The sequence below is a fragment of the Streptomyces sp. AgN23 genome (genome assembly GCF_001598115.1).
Taxonomy (GTDB): domain Bacteria; phylum Actinomycetota; class Actinomycetes; order Streptomycetales; family Streptomycetaceae; genus Streptomyces; species Streptomyces antimycoticus.
This window is the reverse complement of sequence record NZ_CP007153.1, coordinates 1,943,116-1,960,103: the sequence shown is the minus strand read 5'-3', so window position 1 is coordinate 1,960,103 and position 16,988 is coordinate 1,943,116. Positions and strand designations below refer to the sequence as shown.

Here is a 16,988-nt window from a genome sequence, read left to right as displayed (position 1 = left end):
CTCTCCGACAGAGAAACGGCAACCACGCCATGCAGAAGCTCTCCCCTGACGCGAAGGCCCGCGAGCACCTGGAGCGGGCCGCGGCTTCCGCCACGGGTCGCGGCGCCGAGACCCTCTACGGCGGCCACGAGCACACCCTGCGCCAGACACTCATCGCCCTGCGCGCCGGCACTGCCCTGGCCGAACATCCAGGCCGGTCCGGATGAGCGGTGTGCTCAGCGGATCACCGTGCCCGGTGAGGCAGTAGTCGGTGCGGACCAGCGACGGCTGGGCGGTCAGGTCGGACACGGCCCGCACCAGGAGGTCGGCGTTCGCCCCGGTCAGCGCTCCCGGGTCGGTGTGGAAGCCGGTGGCGATGTCGCCCAGCCGAGTGCCGGCGGTGACGGGCGCGCCGGGCTCGCCGCCGGCAGCTGGCCGAGATACAGGTACGCCCCCGCCACCAGCGGCGCGAGTACCCGGCGGTCGACCGGGTGCGGCGCGCCGAGCAGCGACACCGCACCCTCGACCCGCACACCCACAGAGGACCACCCGAGCGTCACCCCCGGCCCCGGCCCCCGGCGACCGCGACCGTGGGACGGCGGTGGCTGGGCCGATACGGCAAGACCGGCGGCCTGCCGAAGGCCACCCGGAAGCACCATCCGGCCCGAGACGATCGCCGACCTCATCCTGCCGGCTGCGCTTCCGCGTGGCTCGATGTGTCTGGTCCGCCGGTGTAGCCCCCGTGAACGCGGGAGACTCCTCGCGGGAGAGCGATCTCGGAGGCGCGCATGAAATCCAAAAAGCGAGCCGCGACGGGGGAGAGGTCCTGAGAGCGGTGGTACATCACGCCGATGACCCTGGTTGCTCCCGGAGAATCCACGGGTACCGCCACGAGATCATTCAGGCCGAAACCCTGCAACTCCAAGGCCGGCAGAGCTGCCACGCCCACGCGGGCCCGTAGCAGCCCACAGATCGTCGCCGCGCTAGAGGCATTGAAGCGGTGGCTCACCGAGATCGAGTACTTGCTGAACGCGGCATCAGTGATCGCTCGGATGCTGGTACCGGGCCGCGTTGCGACCACGGTCTCCCTGTTGAAGTCCGACCACGAGATGGAGCTCTGCGCCGACCAAGGGTGGCTGTGGTGCGCGACGCCGTAGAACTGTTCCTGCAGCAGTGGTGTGAAGCAGAATCCGTCCGGCAGGTCACCATGGGCGGTCAAGCCCAGTTCGACAGCCCCACTTTCGAGGCATTCGACGACTTCATCCGCAGCCCTGTCGATGATCTCGAACTCCACCTCGGGGTGATCCAGCATGAAGCCGCGCATCATCTCCGGCAGCACAGCCGCCGCGAGCGACGGAAGCGCGGCTACGGCGATGGTTCCGGACTGAGCCGCTACGTATGACATGAAGCGGCTCAGTCGCATGTCCATGTCGTCGAGGACGGCGCCCGTCATGAGCAGAAAGGCCTGCCCTGCGGCCGTGATGTCGAGTTGCCGAGTGGAGCGGTCGAACAACCGCACTCGCAGGAGACGCTCGACTTCCTTGATCCTTCTGCTGAGGACTGACTGAGAGATGTGCTCCGCCGCGGCTGCTTTCGTGAAACTGCCGGATGCGGCGAGTGCCCGTACTGCGCGAAGCTGCTGCAGCGTCAGGTCAGGGATCGGCATGGCTCCACCTATTGCCGCACACTCGGGTGGACGTTGCATTCACGACTGAGCCTGCGGTCCGGCGGCGCAGTAGCCGTTCTCGGTGTGCCCTGCCGGCTCCGAGCGCTTGACCGTGACCGTTTCCCGCGACATGCCGCAGGGCACAGGGGGGCGGACAACAACAGCTGACGGCCACGGCAGGCACGGGACAGGACGACGTGATCGTTGATCAACACGGAGAGTGCACGAGAAGGGTGTTCAGGTCTTCGTTCACACGTCAACCTTGAACGCCCTCCTCCCACGCCTGCGGACCGACCTCAGTTCACGCGGTCTTCACGCGATCAACCGCCTAGTTCGACCTCGAGCGCACGTGGTTCGCGATCGCCACGTCGTCGTTCGCGCCGTACATGTCGTCGATCAACGTTGCGAACGAGCTCACGATGGCATTGCGCTTGATCTTGCCGTTCGCGGTCCGTTCGCCGCGCTCGACTTCCAGTGACCGCGGCAGAACGCGAAAGTCCTTCAACTGCTCTACGCGCGCGAGGTCCGCGTTGACCCGAGCGACCTCCGCTCGCAGGCGTTCGGCCAGCACCTCTGCCGACCGGGCGTCTGCGGTTGTGCTCGGGCTCGGCTCGAGCAGGACGGTGAGGTATTTGCGGGCATCGCCGACGACGATCGCTTCGTTGATCAGCGAACTCTCCTTCAACCGATTTTCGATGGGCTGAGGATTGATCGTTTTGCCGCCTCGGGTGATGATCACGTCCTTCTTCCGGCCGATGAGCCGGATGTCGCCGTGGGGTGTGCGCTCCATCAGATCACCGGTGTGGAACCAGCCATCCTGGAAAACAGCCTCGGTCTCCGCCGGGTTGCGCCAGTATCCGTCGAAGAGCAACGGCGCGCGGAGCAGCATTTCGCCATCGTCCGCGACCTTCACCTGGAACCGCGGGTCCGGGAATTCCCTGCCGATGAAGCCCGGACGGGGGAACGGCTGGTTGAAATGGGCTATGGGACACCCGGCGGTCTCGGTGAGACCGTAGTTCTCGCGAAGATCGAGCCCCCAGATCTGCCAAATCGCGATGACGCTTTCGGGCATCGCGGCAGATGCGGTGTAGGCAACCCGGATACGATCCATTCCGACGGTTGCCCGCAGTGGCAAGAACACCCAACGAAGTGCGGCAGCGTACGCGATCCGCAACAGTACCGAGGGCCGGCGACGGGACCAGCGGCGTTCGGCTACTCTGCGGCCGGTCCACATGGCGGCGTCATAGGCGTAGCGACGAAGGCGCGGCCAGACCTCCGTCTGTGCGATCAGTTCGCCGGCCATCTTCTCGTAGAACCGCGGCGGCCAGAGCACTGCCGTCGGCCGCACCAAGCGCAACACGTCTGGGTAGTCACCAATGGGGCAGTATGTGACCACCAGCCGTGAGAGCAGCGGCGCGAACACCGACACCACCGCCGGCGCCACGTGGGCCAACGGCAGGAAGCCCACCACGTCGTGCTCGTGACTGAGGAGCTGCGGGTAGAGGCCGACGAAGGTCTGAACCGAGTGCTGAAGCGTGCGGTGCGAGTGTGTGACGCCTTTCGGAACTCCCGTGGACCCCGACGTGTAAAACAGCACGGCGGCATCGTCGAGGGATCCGCCGGCGACCAATTCGGACAGGGGATCGGCGCTGTCGTTGGCGTACTGTGTTCCTTCCTCGCACAGCGCCTCCCACGTTGTCCTCTTGATCACCTCGGGTAGCTCCGGCGGAGTGGCGTCGATTCCGACCACGAGCCGCAGCGTCGGTGTGTGTGCGGCGACCTCCGCCACCTTGATGAGCTCCGTCGTCGTCTCGCCGATGAAGGCGACGGCCTCACTGTGTGCGAGGAGTTGCTGGATCTCGGCAGGTGAGTTGGTCGGATAGACGCCGATCACGGCGCCGCCGACACTCTGCACGGCCAGCGCGGCGAACACCCACTCCGGGCGTGCGCCGCTCATCACCGCGACGCGATCACCGTGCTGCACACCTTGTGCGATAAGGCCGAGCGCGAGATCTTGCACGCGATCCCGGTACGTTCGCCAGGTGATCGCCTGCATGACTCCATCACGCCAGTAACGCAGTGCGACGGCGTCGGGTTCCCTGTTCGCGCGATCGAGCAGCAGCCCCGGTAGCGTCCGGGTTGGCTCGAAATTGGTCAGATCCATGACACGGCCTCTCTTCCAGAGCCGACAAGCCCGGGCCCGATGAGATTCATGCGGCACTCTCCCCGAGGTGGAGGAAGCCACCTTGGTACCACGTCACCGGTTTGCCGCTACCTGTCCGCGCGTCGTGTACACGGCCGATGAGGATCACGTGATCTCCGCCGGGTACGGCTTGCTCCAGTTCGCAACGGATGACTGCCGCTGCGTCGGGCAGGAGCGGTTGACCCCTCTCATCGAATTCGAAGGCTCCGTAGGCGAACTTGTTTTCACCTTTTGTCGCGAACTTGATCGCCAACTCGGCGTGTGCGGGTGTCACGATGTTGACGATGAACCGCTCAGCTGCCATGAAGACGGGAGAGCAGTCCGCTCCTTGGTCCAGGCACACCAGGACGAGCGGCGGATCGAGCGACAGCGCCGAGAAGGAACTCGCGGTGAACCCGTGGAGCGTGCCTGACGCGCTTCGCGTCGTCACGATCGTCACGCCTGAAGGGAAGCAGGCCAACGCCGAGCGGAAGGCGACCGGGTCCAGCCCTTGAAATTGATCAACCATGATATCCCTCGCGGGCAGCTCGGGCGGCAGGGTCGTTGAAGACCGTGCGCGCGTCGGCGACCGTGACGCGGAGCTGCTCTTCGACCGGCCAACTGGAAGTCCCTGAGTGCAGGGCCCGTTTCAGCGCCGTGAACACGGCAGGTGGTTTCGCCGCTGCCGTCCGCGCGTACGCCATCGCGGTCGCGAGCAGGTCGTCCTGTTCGACCACCTGGTCGACGATGCCCATCCGCTCCGCGTCGAACGCGTCGACGGGCTCTCCGCCCAGCAGGAGGCGCCGGGCCGCGCGGTCGCCCAGGACCCCGCGTGCCCGGGTGATCCCCTTCACGGCCGGCAGCATCCCGTGGTTGATCTCGGGGAAGACGAAACGCGCCTCAGACGACGCGTACACCATGTCGGCGAACAGTGCCATTTCGATGCCACCACCGACGCACCAGCCGTTGACCGCACACACCAGCGGCCGGGCGAAGTCCTCCAGAGCGCAGAGCAGCGCGTGAAACGACGCCATCCGCTCGACCATCGAATCGGCCCCGAAGCCGATGGCTTCCTTGATGTCGCCACCCGCGCAGAAGAAGCGCTCACCAGCTCCCGTCAAGACCACCGCGGGGGTGCCGGGGCCGTTGGCGAGGGTTTCCAGCGTCGTTGTCAGCTCGCTGACGAGCGAGTTGCTGAGCGCGTTCGCCGGCGGGTGGTTCAGGGTGAGTACAACCACGCCGTCCACTTCGTCGGACGCGTGCACAGCGCTGGGCGCTGTGTTGTGCGAGGCAATGCTCATGCTCGCCTTCCCTCAGTTCGCCGGTCCGCCGGCGGTGCGAGCGGAGGGGAAGTCCACGGGGCGCTTCTCCCGGAAAGCCTGGCGCGCTTCGGCGTAGTCGGCACCGGCGAAGTCGAGGATCTCGAGCGCCGAGGACAGCTCGTGCTGGGGCACCGCGTTGGTGAGCCAGGCGTTGAGAGCGCGCTTGGTGAAACGGAGCGCCTGCTGGGAACCGCGGCCCAGCTGGGACGCGACCTCGAGGGCGCGGGGCAACACCTGCTCGCGGGGAACGGACAGGCTCACGAGCCCGATCCGCTCGGCCTCGGCGCCCGTCAGCTTCTCGGAGGTGAGCACGTAGTACTTGGTCTTGGCCATGCCGACAAGCAATGGCCAGATGAGGGCGGCGTGGTCGCCGGCGGTCACGCCGACCTTGGTGTGGCCTTCGATCAGCACCGCGTCATCCGCGGCGATGCTGATGTCGGCGAGAAGCGCGGTCGACAGCCCGTAGCCGACCGCGGGGCCGTTGATCGCGGAGATGATCGGCTTCTCGATGCGCAACATCGTCGCGACCCGCTTGCGTTCGGTCTCCAGCATCGCGAGCGCATCCTGGGGCGTGGGATCGGGCTGAGCGACGTCCATCCCGGTACAGAAGGCTTTGCCGGCCCCGGTGATGACGACGACCCGGGTCTGGTCGTCGCGCTCGACGTCGGCCCAGATCTGGTTCATCTCCTCGAACATCGGCAGGGTGAGCGAGTTGTACCGGTCGGGTCGGTTGATCGTGATGAGGAGGACGCCGTTGTCGTGGCGTTCGGTGAGGACGTCGCCGGTGCCGTGCTGGTAGAGGTCGCTCATCGAACCGTCTCCTTCTGCGCGAGGTTGTGCGTGTCGTTGAACTGGCGGAGTGCTTCTTCGTGGGCGGGGCGGGCGGCTCGGATCTCGGCGAGGACGTCGTCGGCCGAGCGCACGACGTTGCGGGGGTGCTTGAAGCGGGGGATGACGTACTTGCCGAAGAGTTCGATCGAGCGCATCAGCTGGTCGTGGGGCAGGCTGTCGACACGCAGGACGAGTGCTTCGACGCCCATGTCCGCGTATCGCTGTACGTGTTCGATGCAGTGCTCGGGGTCGCCGACCATGAAGCCCTGGGAGCGTTCGAACATGTACTCTTCGTCGTTGAAGTCGATGTCCTTGACAGCGCCCATGTAGGCGTAGTCCTTCGACAGCTTCGACAGGCGCTCATATGCGTCGGTGGACAGCTTGGCCATCTCGAACAGGGGCTTCGCCTCGAGGCGGGCCTGGGCAGTGGTCTCGGCGCAGTGCATACCACCGGCGACCGCGACCATCTTGCGCGGCGTGATCGGGTAGGGGTGGTTGGTGGCGGCGAGCGTGTCGTCGTAGAGCTTGACCATGTTCTCGACGAGGTCGAACCCGAGGTAGAGGCCGCCCATGATGGCGCCGATACCCATCGAGGCGGCCGTCTCGACCGAGCTCGGGCTGCCGGCGGCAGCCGAAATGGGCGGGTAGGGACCCTGCAGGGGCTTGGGGACCAGACTGCGCGGCGGAACCTTGTAGTGCTCGCCCACGTACGAGAACACGTCGTTGAGGAACGCGCTCCGGATCAGCTCGATGCCCTCACGCCACTGAGCCTTGTTCTCGGAGGGGTCCACCTCAAACGCGCGCAGGGCGAGCGTCGTGTTGCCGCGCCCGGTACCAAGCTCGACACGGCCGTTGGACAGGATGTCCTCGGTCGCCACACGCTCCGCGACGCGCAGCGCATGGTTCATCCGCGTCGGCAGCAGCGTCACCAGGTGGATGAACCGCATCCGGCTCGTCAGAGCCATCAGGTACGGGTAAAGCACCTCCGGAGCGGAGACCGAAGCCGTACCCAGAGCAACATGCTGCTCGGAACTGCCGAAGGCATCGAAGCCCACCCGCTCCGCAAGCAGAACCTCCTCCACCAGCTCCCGGTAGCGGTGCTCATGCGTGAGCCCGACCGGGGTGTCCCCCTCGGTCATGAGGATGAAGTCCATACCGACCCTTCCGTCGAATGTTATTCGCCGATAACGTAGGGCGTAGCGCAGCCCAGGTCAAGGCCCCAGAAAGAGCGACGGGTGTTAGTTCTGATTAACGTGCGTGGGCCTGGACTGCGGGCCTCTCCCCATCCGTCGAGTAGTGACGCATCCGTGAGGTACTGGCCGAGCGGGCGCAGAAGGAGGAGTGACCACACGTGAGCGAGTTGCGGATTGAGCGTTTGACCTCGCCCGACATCGCGAGCGCCATCGCGAGCGGTATGCGTACGGCGGTCTTGCCGCTGGGCGCCACGGAGCAGCACGGCGCGCACCTGCCGATGTCGGTCGACAGTGATCACGCCGATCGGCTAGGCGTTCTTGTCGCCGAGCGGCTTGGCGACGCGCTCGTGCTGCCGACGGTGCGGATCGGCTGCTCGTCGCACCATCTCGGCTTCGCCGGAACGCTCTCGGTGCGGGCCGAGACGCTCGAGGCGATCTGCGCCGACTGCTGCGCGAGCCTTGCTGCGCACGGCTTCCGCCGGGTGCTGATCTTTTCGGCGCATATCGGCAACTATCCGGTGCTCAGTGACATCGAGCCGAAGCTCGCCGCGCGGCTCCCCTCCGACCTGGATGTCATCGCGTTCGCGGACTCGGCAGCGGTCCTCCGCGCGTGGCGCGATGCCGCTCAACGCGTCGCCGGCCTCGCCGACCACGTCGGGGGACATGCCGACGTCGCCGAAAGTTCGATCATGCTGGCCGTGCGGCCGGACGCCGTGAGGAACGATCGCGCCGCCGCGGGTTTCACCGGGTCCATGGATGACGCGTTGCTGGCCCGCGTATTCACTGACGGTGTCAAGGCAGTCGCCCCCAGCGGGGTGCTCGGTGATCCGCGCGGCATGTCGTCTGAGCTGGGCTTCGCCTGTCTGACCGCGGTGGCCGACCTGCTCGCGGAACACGCAATGGCGCGTTATCGGCCGCTCACCTAGACTAGACTTTCGGTGTGTCGAGCTCACCTACCCCCCGTACCGAGTCTCCCCGAGCCACCCGTCGGCAGGTGCTGATCAAGGTCGCCGGAGAGTTGTTCAACGAGCGTGCCTTTGATGCGGTCACCACTGAGATGATCGGCGCGCGTGCCGGTGTGACCGGCCCCGCGCTCTACCGGCACTTCCCGAGCAAGCAGGCGTTGCTGATCGCCGTGCTCGAGGATCCGCTGGACGAACTGCTGGCTCATGCCCGCAAGACGGCAGCCGAGGTGACGGATCCACGCAAGGCACTCGAGGAGATGATCGATTACCACGTCAAACGCAGTCTCCAGAACGTTCCGTCCACGCTGGTGTTCCTGAAGAACGAACACAACGTCCCCGATGACGAACGCCATCGCATGAGACGCATGATGCGCCTCTACGCCGAAGAGTGGAGCGGACTGGTCACCCGGCTGCGGCCCGACCTGTCAGACGCGCAGACCCGCGTTCTCACACACGCCGTCTTCTCGATGATCAACGCGGTACCCCAGTTCAACAGCGGCCTCGATCCCGACATCGTCGCGACGACCATCCGCACCGCCGCGATCAACGCGCTGCTCGTCCCCGCGGACGCGATCTGACAAGAAGAGCGGTCTTCAAGGGCGCGGCTCGTAGCCGCTGACCTGATCCAGGCCGGGGCCGGTAACCGGGAGGTGACCCGGCGCTTCGGGGTGGCCCGGATGCCGGCGCGCCGCTGGCGGCGAGCGCTGGCACCGCGTCGTCGGCGGCGGTCCAGGGGTCTGATGAATTTTGAACCGATCCGGACGCATCCGCAGCTGTTGCTTGACCGTGCGCGCTCCGACGGCACTGCTGTGGCCCCCGCGCTTCTAGGAGAAGGTCGCCGGCGAGCTGATCGCACGAACGCGGACTTGGCCCCGGGCGCGCCGGTACGCCTACAAAGGCGCGATGTGGGTCGGTCGCCGAATGGCCGAGCGCCGTTGGTCCAGTGGTCAGCCCTCGGTATTGCTGCGGATCGCATACACCACCGTGCTCCACCGCGTCTTCCTGCCGTTGCGGGCAAGCGTCGGATTGGACCGCCTTCGGGTCGCTTTCACCGCCTCTGCCGCGACGCCCGAGAACGTCATTGCGCTGTGGCAGGTCTGGGGGCTGGATCTACGCGAAAGCGACGGCCTCACCGAAACAGCCGGCTGCCCCGTCGCTCATTTCGACCAGACGTTTCCTCGCCCGGGATATATTGGTCGCGAATTCTCGGACCCACGCTTCCAGGCCGAGGTCGCACATGATGGTGAGATGCTGGTCCGCGCACCACTGCTGTTCCGCGAATACTGGCGCGACCCGGAAGAGACTGATGCCGTTCTGCGGGACGGTTGGTTCCGTACCGGCGACCTGGTCGAGCGTACCGCGCACGGTGAGATCCGCCGCATCGGCCGAAAGAAGGACGTGATCATCACCAGCGGCGGCAAAACGATCAATCCGCAGCCGATCGAAACCCGGCTGACGGAGAGCTCGCTGATCAGCGAAGCGATCGTCGTGGGCGACGCGCGCAGGTGCCTCACCGTGCTACTCGAGTCGAGCGCACAGGCCAGGGCGCTGACTATGACGGCGCTGTCCGAACGCCTGCGAGCTGAGCTAGGGCGAGTCAACACGGACCTCGCACGCGCCCAACAGCTGAAGGACTTCCGCGTGCTGCCTCGGCCCCTCGAGGCCGAACGCGGCGAGCGGACCGCGAACGGCAAGGTCAGGCGGAACGCGGTAGTGCACTCATTCGCCACGTTGATCGACGAAATGTGCGGCGGGAATGACGGCACAGCGATCGCGAACCACCTACGGTAGCGGTCGCCTGAGCGAAGAACCTTGATGGGTTGGCCATGGCTCCTACGTCTGCTGACGCGTGTACGGCAATGGGTGGACTCATGTGGCTCCCGACCTGACACGGCAACAGATCCGAGCAGCGCAAGGCGGCACCGCGACGCGGACTCGGTGAGCGCGCGACAGGCGCGACGACCACAGATCATCTCGGGCTTCCGCCCTGGGCCGATTCCCCGGACCGCCCTGCGGCTTGAGTCGTTCGGCAATGCTGACTTGATTCCATTCCTGCGCGCCACTCCCGGACCATGTCTCTTCTGCATCCATGCTTGTGGAATTTGAATTAGTCCAGTCGTATCAGTGCATTGCGCGTCTGTGCACGACGGGTCAGAGTCAGCACATGAGAAGTGCAGCGAGTGTGCGCGTACGCAGTTCTTGCTGACCCATGAGGTATGGCATGCGATCGACGGCGCTCCATCAATGCGCCCCCTCATCCGATGGCCATCCCGCAGTCGTCGAATCAGCAGTCACCGACGAGGTAGCCCCGACGCCTGCGCCGCTCGAACCCGGAGAGGTGGGGGCTTCAGCCCCCTGAGGCAGCACCGGGCACCGGCAACCATCGACCTCGCCATAGTGCCTCGGAGCCTGACCCGACGGACGGGTTCCCGTCAGTACCCACCTTCTGAACCCTCTGATCGCGCCGAACAACGTGACGGCGCCGACCTCGCGCGGCGAGGGCGGCCGAACGGCGCACCTCCCATCCTGGTGTGACAAGGAGAGTCAATGACGACGGCACAACATCCCGAAAAGACGATCAGTTTGAGGTCCGCCCGGCGCGCATCGCTGGCCGGCGGCGTCGGGACACTGATCGAGTACTACGACTTCAGCGTCTATGGGTTTCTGACGCTCACTATCGGACCGCTGTTCTTCCCCAGCGAGAATCCGACGGTCTCAACCCTGTCCGCGCTCGCGGTGTTCGCGTCGTCCTACCTCATCCGTCCGCTCGGTGGCTGGTTCTTCAGTCGCCTCGGCGACCGCCGCGGCCGCCGGACAGCCCTCGTCGCGACGATTGTGATGATGGGGGCGGCGTGCGGCGTGATGGGGCTGCTGCCCACCTACGGACAGGTGGGAGTCGCAGCGACCATCGCTATCATCGTCGTGCGACTCGCCCAGGGGTTCGCTGCCGGTGGTGAGATCGGTGGCGCTGCCACCTACATCGCCGAGCTGGCGCCGCCCGGCAAGCGGGGTTTCTACGGATCGACGGTTTCCATGGGGTCCACTCTCGGGTTCGCCGTGGCCGCCGGCGTCGTAGGGCTGGTCCGTCTGCTGGTTCCGGCCGACCAGATGGCAACGTGGGGCTGGCGGATTCCGTTCCTCCTCTCGCTGGTCCTCACGGTGGTGTGTCTGCAGGCTCGGCTGCGTGTCGAGGAGTCGCCTCAATTCCAAGAGCTGAAGGAGAAGGCCGCGATCGTACGCAGCCCGATGCTGGCCGCTCTGCGTAGCCACCCGCTGTCGGTTGCCCGCGTGGCGGGCCTGGCTATCGCGTTCAACGGCACCGGCTACTTCGGCGTTGCCTACTTCGCCATCTTCCTGCAGGAGGAAGGATTCTCCGCCACAGGCGTCGCCTGGACCTCGGCGTTGTGCATCGCCCTGGCCACCTTCACCTATCCCTGGGCGGGCAAGTTGACGGATCGCTACGACCGCAAGCCCATCCTGCTGGCGTCCTACATCATCTTCGCCGTCATCGCTTGGCCGGTCTTCGCACTCCTCATCGCGGCAACCAACCTCTGGGCCGTCGGGGCCGTCTATCTGGTCTTCATGTTCTTCACCGGGTGGGCGCAGGTACCTACGTGGCCGTTGGCCACGGAGCTGTTTCCGGCAAACGTGCGCTACTCAGGCATCGCGATCGGCTACAACCTGGGCGTGATCATCGGCGGCATCACGCCACTCGTCGCCGCTGCCCTCGTGGCCGGCACCGGAAGCAGAACCAGCCCCGTCTACTGGATCCTCGCCGTAACGCTCATCGGAGTGATCACCGTCGCGCGACTGCCGAAGACCGCGTCGAAACCGCTGCCCGCCTAAGCGGACGGCCAGGTCCACGATCTCCCGCACCCGCGCGGAAGCCGCCCGGGTGCGGGAGATCGTCGAGCCTGCGGATACCAACCGTGGCGGATCAGCCTGCATGTCGACCGTGCGCTGTCCGCGGGCGGGCTGTGCTCCTCCGTCCGACTTCCCTCCCCGTCGTATTCACCGCACCGGCAACGGGTGGAGAACTCTTTGGTGAGGTGAGGCTGCCGATCCACCCGAGGAAGAGTGCCGCTGGCACGGACACCATGCCCGCGTTGTAGTACGGGTACCAGTTGAAACTCAATTCCGGCCATAGTGAGTTCTTGGTACCGGTGACGACGGGTGAGGAGACCGTGAGCACGAGGGACAGCAGCAGTCCCCCGTAGACGGACCAGAGAAGCCCCCGGCGATTGAACTTGGGCCAGAAGAAAGTGTAGATCAGCGCCGGGAATATACTCGACGCCGCAACGCAGAGAGCGAAGATGACCAGGGACTCGACCGGATACCGGCTGATGGCTGTGGACAGCGACAGGCTCACGGCGACCAGGACGACGAGGGCCAGACGCAGTACTCGCGCTTCTCCGAATCGGGTGCGCGGGCCCTTGCCGTGAGCGAACACATCACGCGCGAAGGTGACAGCGGCAGCGAAGGCCACACTTGACACGGTCGTGAGTGCGGCGAGGAAGGCCACGGACGCCATGGCCGTGATGAGCGCGACGCGCGCCACTGAGCCGTGCGGGAGTACTTCCGAAGCCAGCAGAATCGGGGACCCCTGCCCAGCGTCGTCAACCGCTCGAATGACGTCGCCTCCCACCACGGCCGCGGCCGCGAAGCCCGCCGCGCTCAGGAGGACGGCAAAGGCAGCGCCCAGTCCCGAGGCAATGCTCATGGATCGTCGTGCCGAGCGCCCGGTGCGGGAGGCGCCGACACGCAGGATCAGGTTCGGCAGCACGGCCGTACCGAGGATGACGACGATGTGTTCGCCGATCACGTTGAGCGATCCGAGGTTCGCGGTGCGAGGCCAGAGCCCGGGGCCCAGATATCCGTTCGGCGACGCACTCTTCTCCGCCGCCGCGGAGAGCAGATTCCCGGGGTTCCATTCGAATCTGCCGAGGGCCAGCAGCGTGATCAGCGAAAGCGTGATCAGGGTGACGACCACCTTGACGACCTGCATGAAGCTGGTGCCTCGCAGATCTGCCACGACGGCGAAGAAGCCGACGAGAAGCCCCATCAGCACCGTGCAGACCACTTGGGTTCCATGGGTCGACCGGCCGATCAGGAGGGCCACGCTGATGCCGGTGGCCCGCAGTTGGACCATGAGTAGGGGAATGGTGATCGCAAGTGTCACCAGGGCCGCGGCAGTCCGCGACGTGCGCCCCGCGGCACGCAGGGAGAAGAGGTCACCGAGAGTGTAAAGTCCGCTGTCGCGTATTTTTTGAGCAAGGAGCAGCAGTACGCCGAGGGCGAGCATGAGGTCGATGGCGATGCTGAACCCGTCGTAGCCGTACAGAGCGATAAACCCGGACGTCACCAACAGGGTGACGACCGTGATCTGCTCGCCCGCCATGGCGAACCCGTTGAAGACCGGAGAGAGTGACCGGTCCGCGATGTAGAGCCTTTCCGGCTCGTGCTCCTGACTCGAGGCAAGCGTGAAAAGCCACAGGAGAGACAGCCCGATGAATACCAGGAAGGCGACGATCACGGGGCCTCTGGCGTCTGAACCGATCGGGTCGAGTACAGCTGCGCTCACGATGGGCACGGTCACCGCTTCCGCCAGGAATCATCGACGGTGGACGCACCCGACGTCTCGGCCTGGGGCATGCCGGAGGTCCGGGCCCGCTCGACGGGATCGCAGGCTGTGCAACGCGCCTCGTACACCCACACGGTGGCGACGAAGAGGCCGCACTGAAGGACGCCCCAGACAAGGCCGAAGGTGATGTGCCCGTACACATGAACCGCGGGAACGGAGGTCAGCAAGGACAGCGCGATGCCGACGGCAAGAGGGACGGTGTTGGCGGCAACGAATGCCCGCCGGGCACGACGCGTGGTTTCGCGGAGACGTTCACCGTGCCGCAGTCGGAGGGCATCGAGCGATGGGTCCGGTGCCGGCGGGCGATCGGGTGAGGGTGAGGGGAAGACGGGGTGCACGGAAACCTTCCGGGCTTGGAGGGCGGGTGACGCGGTCGGCGAGTGCTGGTGCCTCGGACGCGCAGGTCGTTCCGGCGCGCGAAAGATCTGGGATCTGGCCGACGGCCGGGGAGGGACATGAACAGGAATGTCCATGGCATCCGACGTCTCGGTCCGGGGCACGGCGGAGGCCGATCCGCTACCGGACTGACCGCTACCGCGGCCCGTAGATCACTACGGTGTTGCCCCATGGGTCCCGGGCCACGGCTCGGACCTCGTGCGGGCCCTGCTCGGGCTCCCGGACTACGGATCCGCCGCCTTGTACGAGGGCGGTGAGCGCCGAGGTCACGTCGGGGACCTTGAACGACGCCGCGGGCACCCCACCGGTGACGTCCTCGGCCGGGCCGGTCAGGGCCAACGTGGTGCTGCCGGCGTCGAGGGCGGCGTAGCGGTCGCCGTCGACGAACTTGGTGGCCAGGCCGAAGGTGTCGGTGTAGAAGCGCACGGCGGCGTCGATGTCGGCCACCGGGTGCAGCACGTTCCCGATCTTCACGCGGTCGAACTCCACGGAATCACTCACCGGACGGCCCCCGCAGCACGGCCCGAGCGGAGGGTTCCACCACACCGCGCGCCGCGCGTGGATGAATCACTCGCGCGATCCACCGGAGCTGACGAGCCGGGCTCGATGTCAGTCATGTGACGCTCTGCCCGAGGTGGAGGAAGTCACCGCGGTACCACATCACCGGCTTGCCGCTGCCTATGCGTGCGTCGTGCACACGACCGATGAGAATGACGTGATCTCCGCCGGGTACGGCTTGCTCCAGCTCGCAGCGGATGATCGCTGCGGCGTCGGGCAGTATCGGGTGTCCGCCCTCGTCGGACTCGAAGCTCCCGTGTGCGAACTTGTCCTCGCCCTTGGTGGCGAACCTCTTGGCCAGCTTCGCATGCGCGGGCGTCACGATGTTCACGACGAACTGCTCAGCCGCTATGAAAGCTGGGAAGCAGTCCGCTCCTTGGTCCAGACAGACGAGAACAAGCGGTGGATCAAGCGACAGCGCCGCGAAGGAACTCGCGGTGAACCCATGCGACGTGCCCCCGGCGCTTCGGGTCGTCACGATCGTCACGCCGGAAGGGAAGCGGGCCAACGCCGAACGGAAGGCAGCCGCGTCCAGCCCTTGGTCAGCCATTCCACACCTCGCGGGCAGCTCGGGCGGCAAGGTCGTGGCAGCTACCGAAGGCATCAACGTCGACATGCTCTGCGAGTAGCGCCTCCTCGGCCGGCTCTCGGTAGCGGTGCTCACGTGCGAGCCCCGTCGGGATGTCCCCCTCAGTCATGACGATGACGTCCATGTCGATCCTCCCTCGAATGTTATTGACGAATAACGTAAGGCTTGGCTTAGGTGCGGTCAAGTCCCCGAATGGAGAGGCTAGGCCGTTAGCGCACAGTAACGAAGTGGGCGCCACCTCAGGCCGCTGCCGCCTCTGTGGTCGTCGGTCGCGGTGCGACCGGGGTCGCCTTGGCTGTGACCCCTCCCGTGCGCGCCTGGGTGACCTTCGTAGTTATCGCAAGGTAACGCCTGTCGCTCTTTCTGGGGCCTTGACCTGGGCTGTGCTACGCCCTACGTTATCGGCGAATAACATTCGACGGAAGGGTCGGTATGGACTTCATCCTCATGTCTGAGGGGGACACCCCGGTCGGGCTCACGCATGAGCACCGCTACCGGGAACTGGTCGAGGAGGTACTGCTCGCCGAGCGCGTCGGCTTCGACGCCTTCGGCAGTTCCGAGCAGCACGTCGCCCTCGGGACGGCCTCGGTCTCGGCTCCGGAGGTGCTCTACCCGTACCTGATGGCTCTCACCAGCCGGATCCGCTTCATTCACCTCGTGACACTGCTGCCGACACGGATGAACCACGCACTGCGCGTGGCCGAGCGCGTCGCGACCGAGGACATCCTCTCCAACGGCCGCGTCGAACTCGGCACCGGACGAGGCAACACCACCCTCGCCCTGCGCGCCTTCGAAGTCGACCCGTCCGAGAACAAGTCCCAGTGGCGAGAAGGCGTCGAACTCATCCGCCGCGCCTTCCTCGACGACCCGTTCTCCTACGTGGGCGAGCACTACAAGATCCCACCCCGCAGCCTGGTCCCCAAGCCCCTCCAAACGCCCTACCCGCCCATCTCAGCCGCCGCCGGCAGCCCCAGCTCCGTCGAAACCGCGGCCACCATGGGCATCGGCGCCATCATGGGCGGCCTCTACCTCGGATACGACCTCGTCGAAAACATGGTGAAGCTCTACGACAAGACACTCGCCGCCACCGACCACCCCCACCCGATCACACCACGCAAGATGGTCGCGATCTCAGGCGGCATGCACTGCGCCGAGACAACAGCACAGGCCCGCACCGAAGCCAAACCCCTCTTCGACATGGCCAAACTCTCCACCGACGCCTACGAACGACTCTCCAAGCTCTCACAGGACTACGCCTACATGGGAGCCGTCAAAGACATCGACTTCAACGACGAGGAGTACATGTTCGAACGCTCCCAAGGCTTCCTGGTCGGCGACCCCGACCACTGCATCGAACACGTACAGCGATACGCCGACATGGGCGTCGACGCACTCGTCCTACGCGTCGACAGCCTCCCCCACCACCAGCTCATGCGCTCCATCGAACTCTTCGGCAAATACGTCATCCCCCACTTCAAAAACCCCCGCAACGTCGTCCGCCCCGCCGACGACGTACTCGCCGACATCCGAGCCGCACGCCCCGCCCACCAAGAAGCACTCAGCCAGTTCCACTCCCAGCACAACCCCACACACGACAAGGAGACCAGCCGATGACCGACCTCTACAACCACGGCACCGGCGACGTCCTCACCGAACGCCACGACAA

At 65.9% G+C, this 16,988-nt stretch carries 16 protein-coding genes and 1 pseudogene; 6 read left to right on the top strand and 11 right to left on the bottom strand.

What is annotated here, in order from left to right; genetic code table 11:
- Nucleotides 1-29: 29 nt before the first annotated feature.
- Nucleotides 30-200 (top strand): annotated as a pseudogene (locus AS97_RS08700) (LuxR family transcriptional regulator); the annotation flags it as partial.
- Nucleotides 201-661: 461 nt separating this feature from the next.
- Here the strand turns inward: AS97_RS08700 and AS97_RS08695 are convergent.
- The 6 genes from AS97_RS08695 to AS97_RS08670 all read right to left on the bottom strand — a co-directional run bounded on the left by AS97_RS08695 (nt 662) and on the right by AS97_RS08670 (nt 7,134).
- Nucleotides 662-1,645, bottom strand: a complete 984-nt coding sequence (locus tag AS97_RS08695; protein ID WP_059148586.1) for a LysR family transcriptional regulator — start codon at nt 1,643-1,645, stop codon at nt 662-664.
- A 328-nt stretch (nt 1,646-1,973) separates the two neighbouring features.
- Nucleotides 1,974-3,809, bottom strand: a complete 1,836-nt coding sequence (locus AS97_RS08690) for an AMP-binding protein (RefSeq protein ID WP_059148587.1) — start codon at nt 3,807-3,809, stop codon at nt 1,974-1,976.
- Between the two features lie 46 nt (nt 3,810-3,855).
- Nucleotides 3,856-4,356: a flavin reductase family protein gene (locus AS97_RS08685; protein WP_125759196.1), complete on the bottom strand. Its 501-nt coding sequence runs from the start codon at nt 4,354-4,356 to the stop codon at nt 3,856-3,858.
- The gene (locus tag AS97_RS08680) at nt 4,349-5,128 is read right to left on the bottom strand and encodes an enoyl-CoA hydratase/isomerase family protein (protein WP_059148589.1); all 780 of its coding nucleotides are present in this window, start codon (nt 5,126-5,128) and stop codon (nt 4,349-4,351) included. Before AS97_RS08680 ends, AS97_RS08685 begins: the two co-directional genes overlap by 8 nt.
- Nucleotides 5,129-5,140: 12 nt before the next feature.
- The gene (locus tag AS97_RS08675) at nt 5,141-5,959 is read right to left on the bottom strand and encodes an enoyl-CoA hydratase/isomerase family protein (protein WP_125759194.1); all 819 of its coding nucleotides are present in this window, start codon (nt 5,957-5,959) and stop codon (nt 5,141-5,143) included.
- Nucleotides 5,956-7,134, bottom strand: a complete 1,179-nt coding sequence (locus AS97_RS08670; RefSeq protein WP_059143249.1) for an LLM class flavin-dependent oxidoreductase — start codon at nt 7,132-7,134, stop codon at nt 5,956-5,958. The genes AS97_RS08675 and AS97_RS08670 overlap by 4 nt, the downstream gene beginning before the upstream one ends.
- Nucleotides 7,135-7,331: 197 nt before the next feature.
- On the opposite strand from AS97_RS08670, the gene AS97_RS08665 reads away from it, so the two are divergent.
- From AS97_RS08665 to AS97_RS08650, 4 genes are all read left to right on the top strand, one after another.
- Nucleotides 7,332-8,099, top strand: coding sequence for a creatininase family protein (locus AS97_RS08665; protein WP_197049294.1), 768 nt, complete (start codon nt 7,332-7,334; stop codon nt 8,097-8,099).
- A 68-nt stretch (nt 8,100-8,167) separates the two neighbouring features.
- A complete protein-coding gene (locus AS97_RS08660; protein ID WP_197049295.1) occupies nt 8,168-8,716 on the top strand; it encodes a TetR/AcrR family transcriptional regulator in 549 nt (182 codons plus the stop codon).
- Between the two features lie 343 nt (nt 8,717-9,059).
- The gene (locus tag AS97_RS08655; protein WP_059149046.1) at nt 9,060-9,929 is read left to right on the top strand and encodes an AMP-binding protein; all 870 of its coding nucleotides are present in this window, start codon (nt 9,060-9,062) and stop codon (nt 9,927-9,929) included.
- Between the two features lie 756 nt (nt 9,930-10,685).
- Complete coding sequence (locus tag AS97_RS08650; RefSeq protein WP_059149047.1) at nt 10,686-11,984, top strand: MFS transporter; 1,299 nt, start codon at nt 10,686-10,688, stop codon at nt 11,982-11,984.
- A gap of 91 nt (nt 11,985-12,075) precedes the next feature.
- Here AS97_RS08650 and AS97_RS08645 read toward each other — a convergent pair whose 3' ends face one another.
- From AS97_RS08645 to AS97_RS08625, 5 genes are all read right to left on the bottom strand, one after another.
- The gene (locus tag AS97_RS08645) at nt 12,076-13,719 is read right to left on the bottom strand and encodes a transporter (protein WP_247204285.1); all 1,644 of its coding nucleotides are present in this window, start codon (nt 13,717-13,719) and stop codon (nt 12,076-12,078) included.
- 11 nt (nt 13,720-13,730) lie between these two features.
- Nucleotides 13,731-13,946 carry a hypothetical protein gene (locus AS97_RS08640; RefSeq protein WP_125761037.1) on the bottom strand — a complete coding sequence of 72 codons (216 nt, stop codon included), beginning with the start codon at nt 13,944-13,946 and terminating at the stop codon, nt 13,731-13,733.
- Between the two features lie 364 nt (nt 13,947-14,310).
- Nucleotides 14,311-14,676, bottom strand: a complete 366-nt coding sequence (locus tag AS97_RS08635) for a VOC family protein (protein ID WP_059149049.1) — start codon at nt 14,674-14,676, stop codon at nt 14,311-14,313.
- A gap of 112 nt (nt 14,677-14,788) precedes the next feature.
- Nucleotides 14,789-15,283 (bottom strand): flavin reductase family protein, encoded by a 495-nt coding sequence (locus AS97_RS08630; protein ID WP_086706482.1) that lies wholly within the window; start codon nt 15,281-15,283, stop codon nt 14,789-14,791.
- The gene (locus AS97_RS08625) at nt 15,276-15,446 is read right to left on the bottom strand and encodes a hypothetical protein (protein WP_156107833.1); all 171 of its coding nucleotides are present in this window, start codon (nt 15,444-15,446) and stop codon (nt 15,276-15,278) included. Before AS97_RS08625 ends, AS97_RS08630 begins: the two co-directional genes overlap by 8 nt.
- A 308-nt stretch (nt 15,447-15,754) precedes the next feature.
- Here AS97_RS08625 and AS97_RS08620 point away from each other — a divergent pair, with 308 nt between their 5' ends.
- Nucleotides 15,755-16,936, top strand: a complete 1,182-nt coding sequence (locus AS97_RS08620; RefSeq protein WP_210564646.1) for an LLM class flavin-dependent oxidoreductase — start codon at nt 15,755-15,757, stop codon at nt 16,934-16,936.
- The last annotated feature ends 52 nt before the right edge of the window (nt 16,937-16,988 follow it).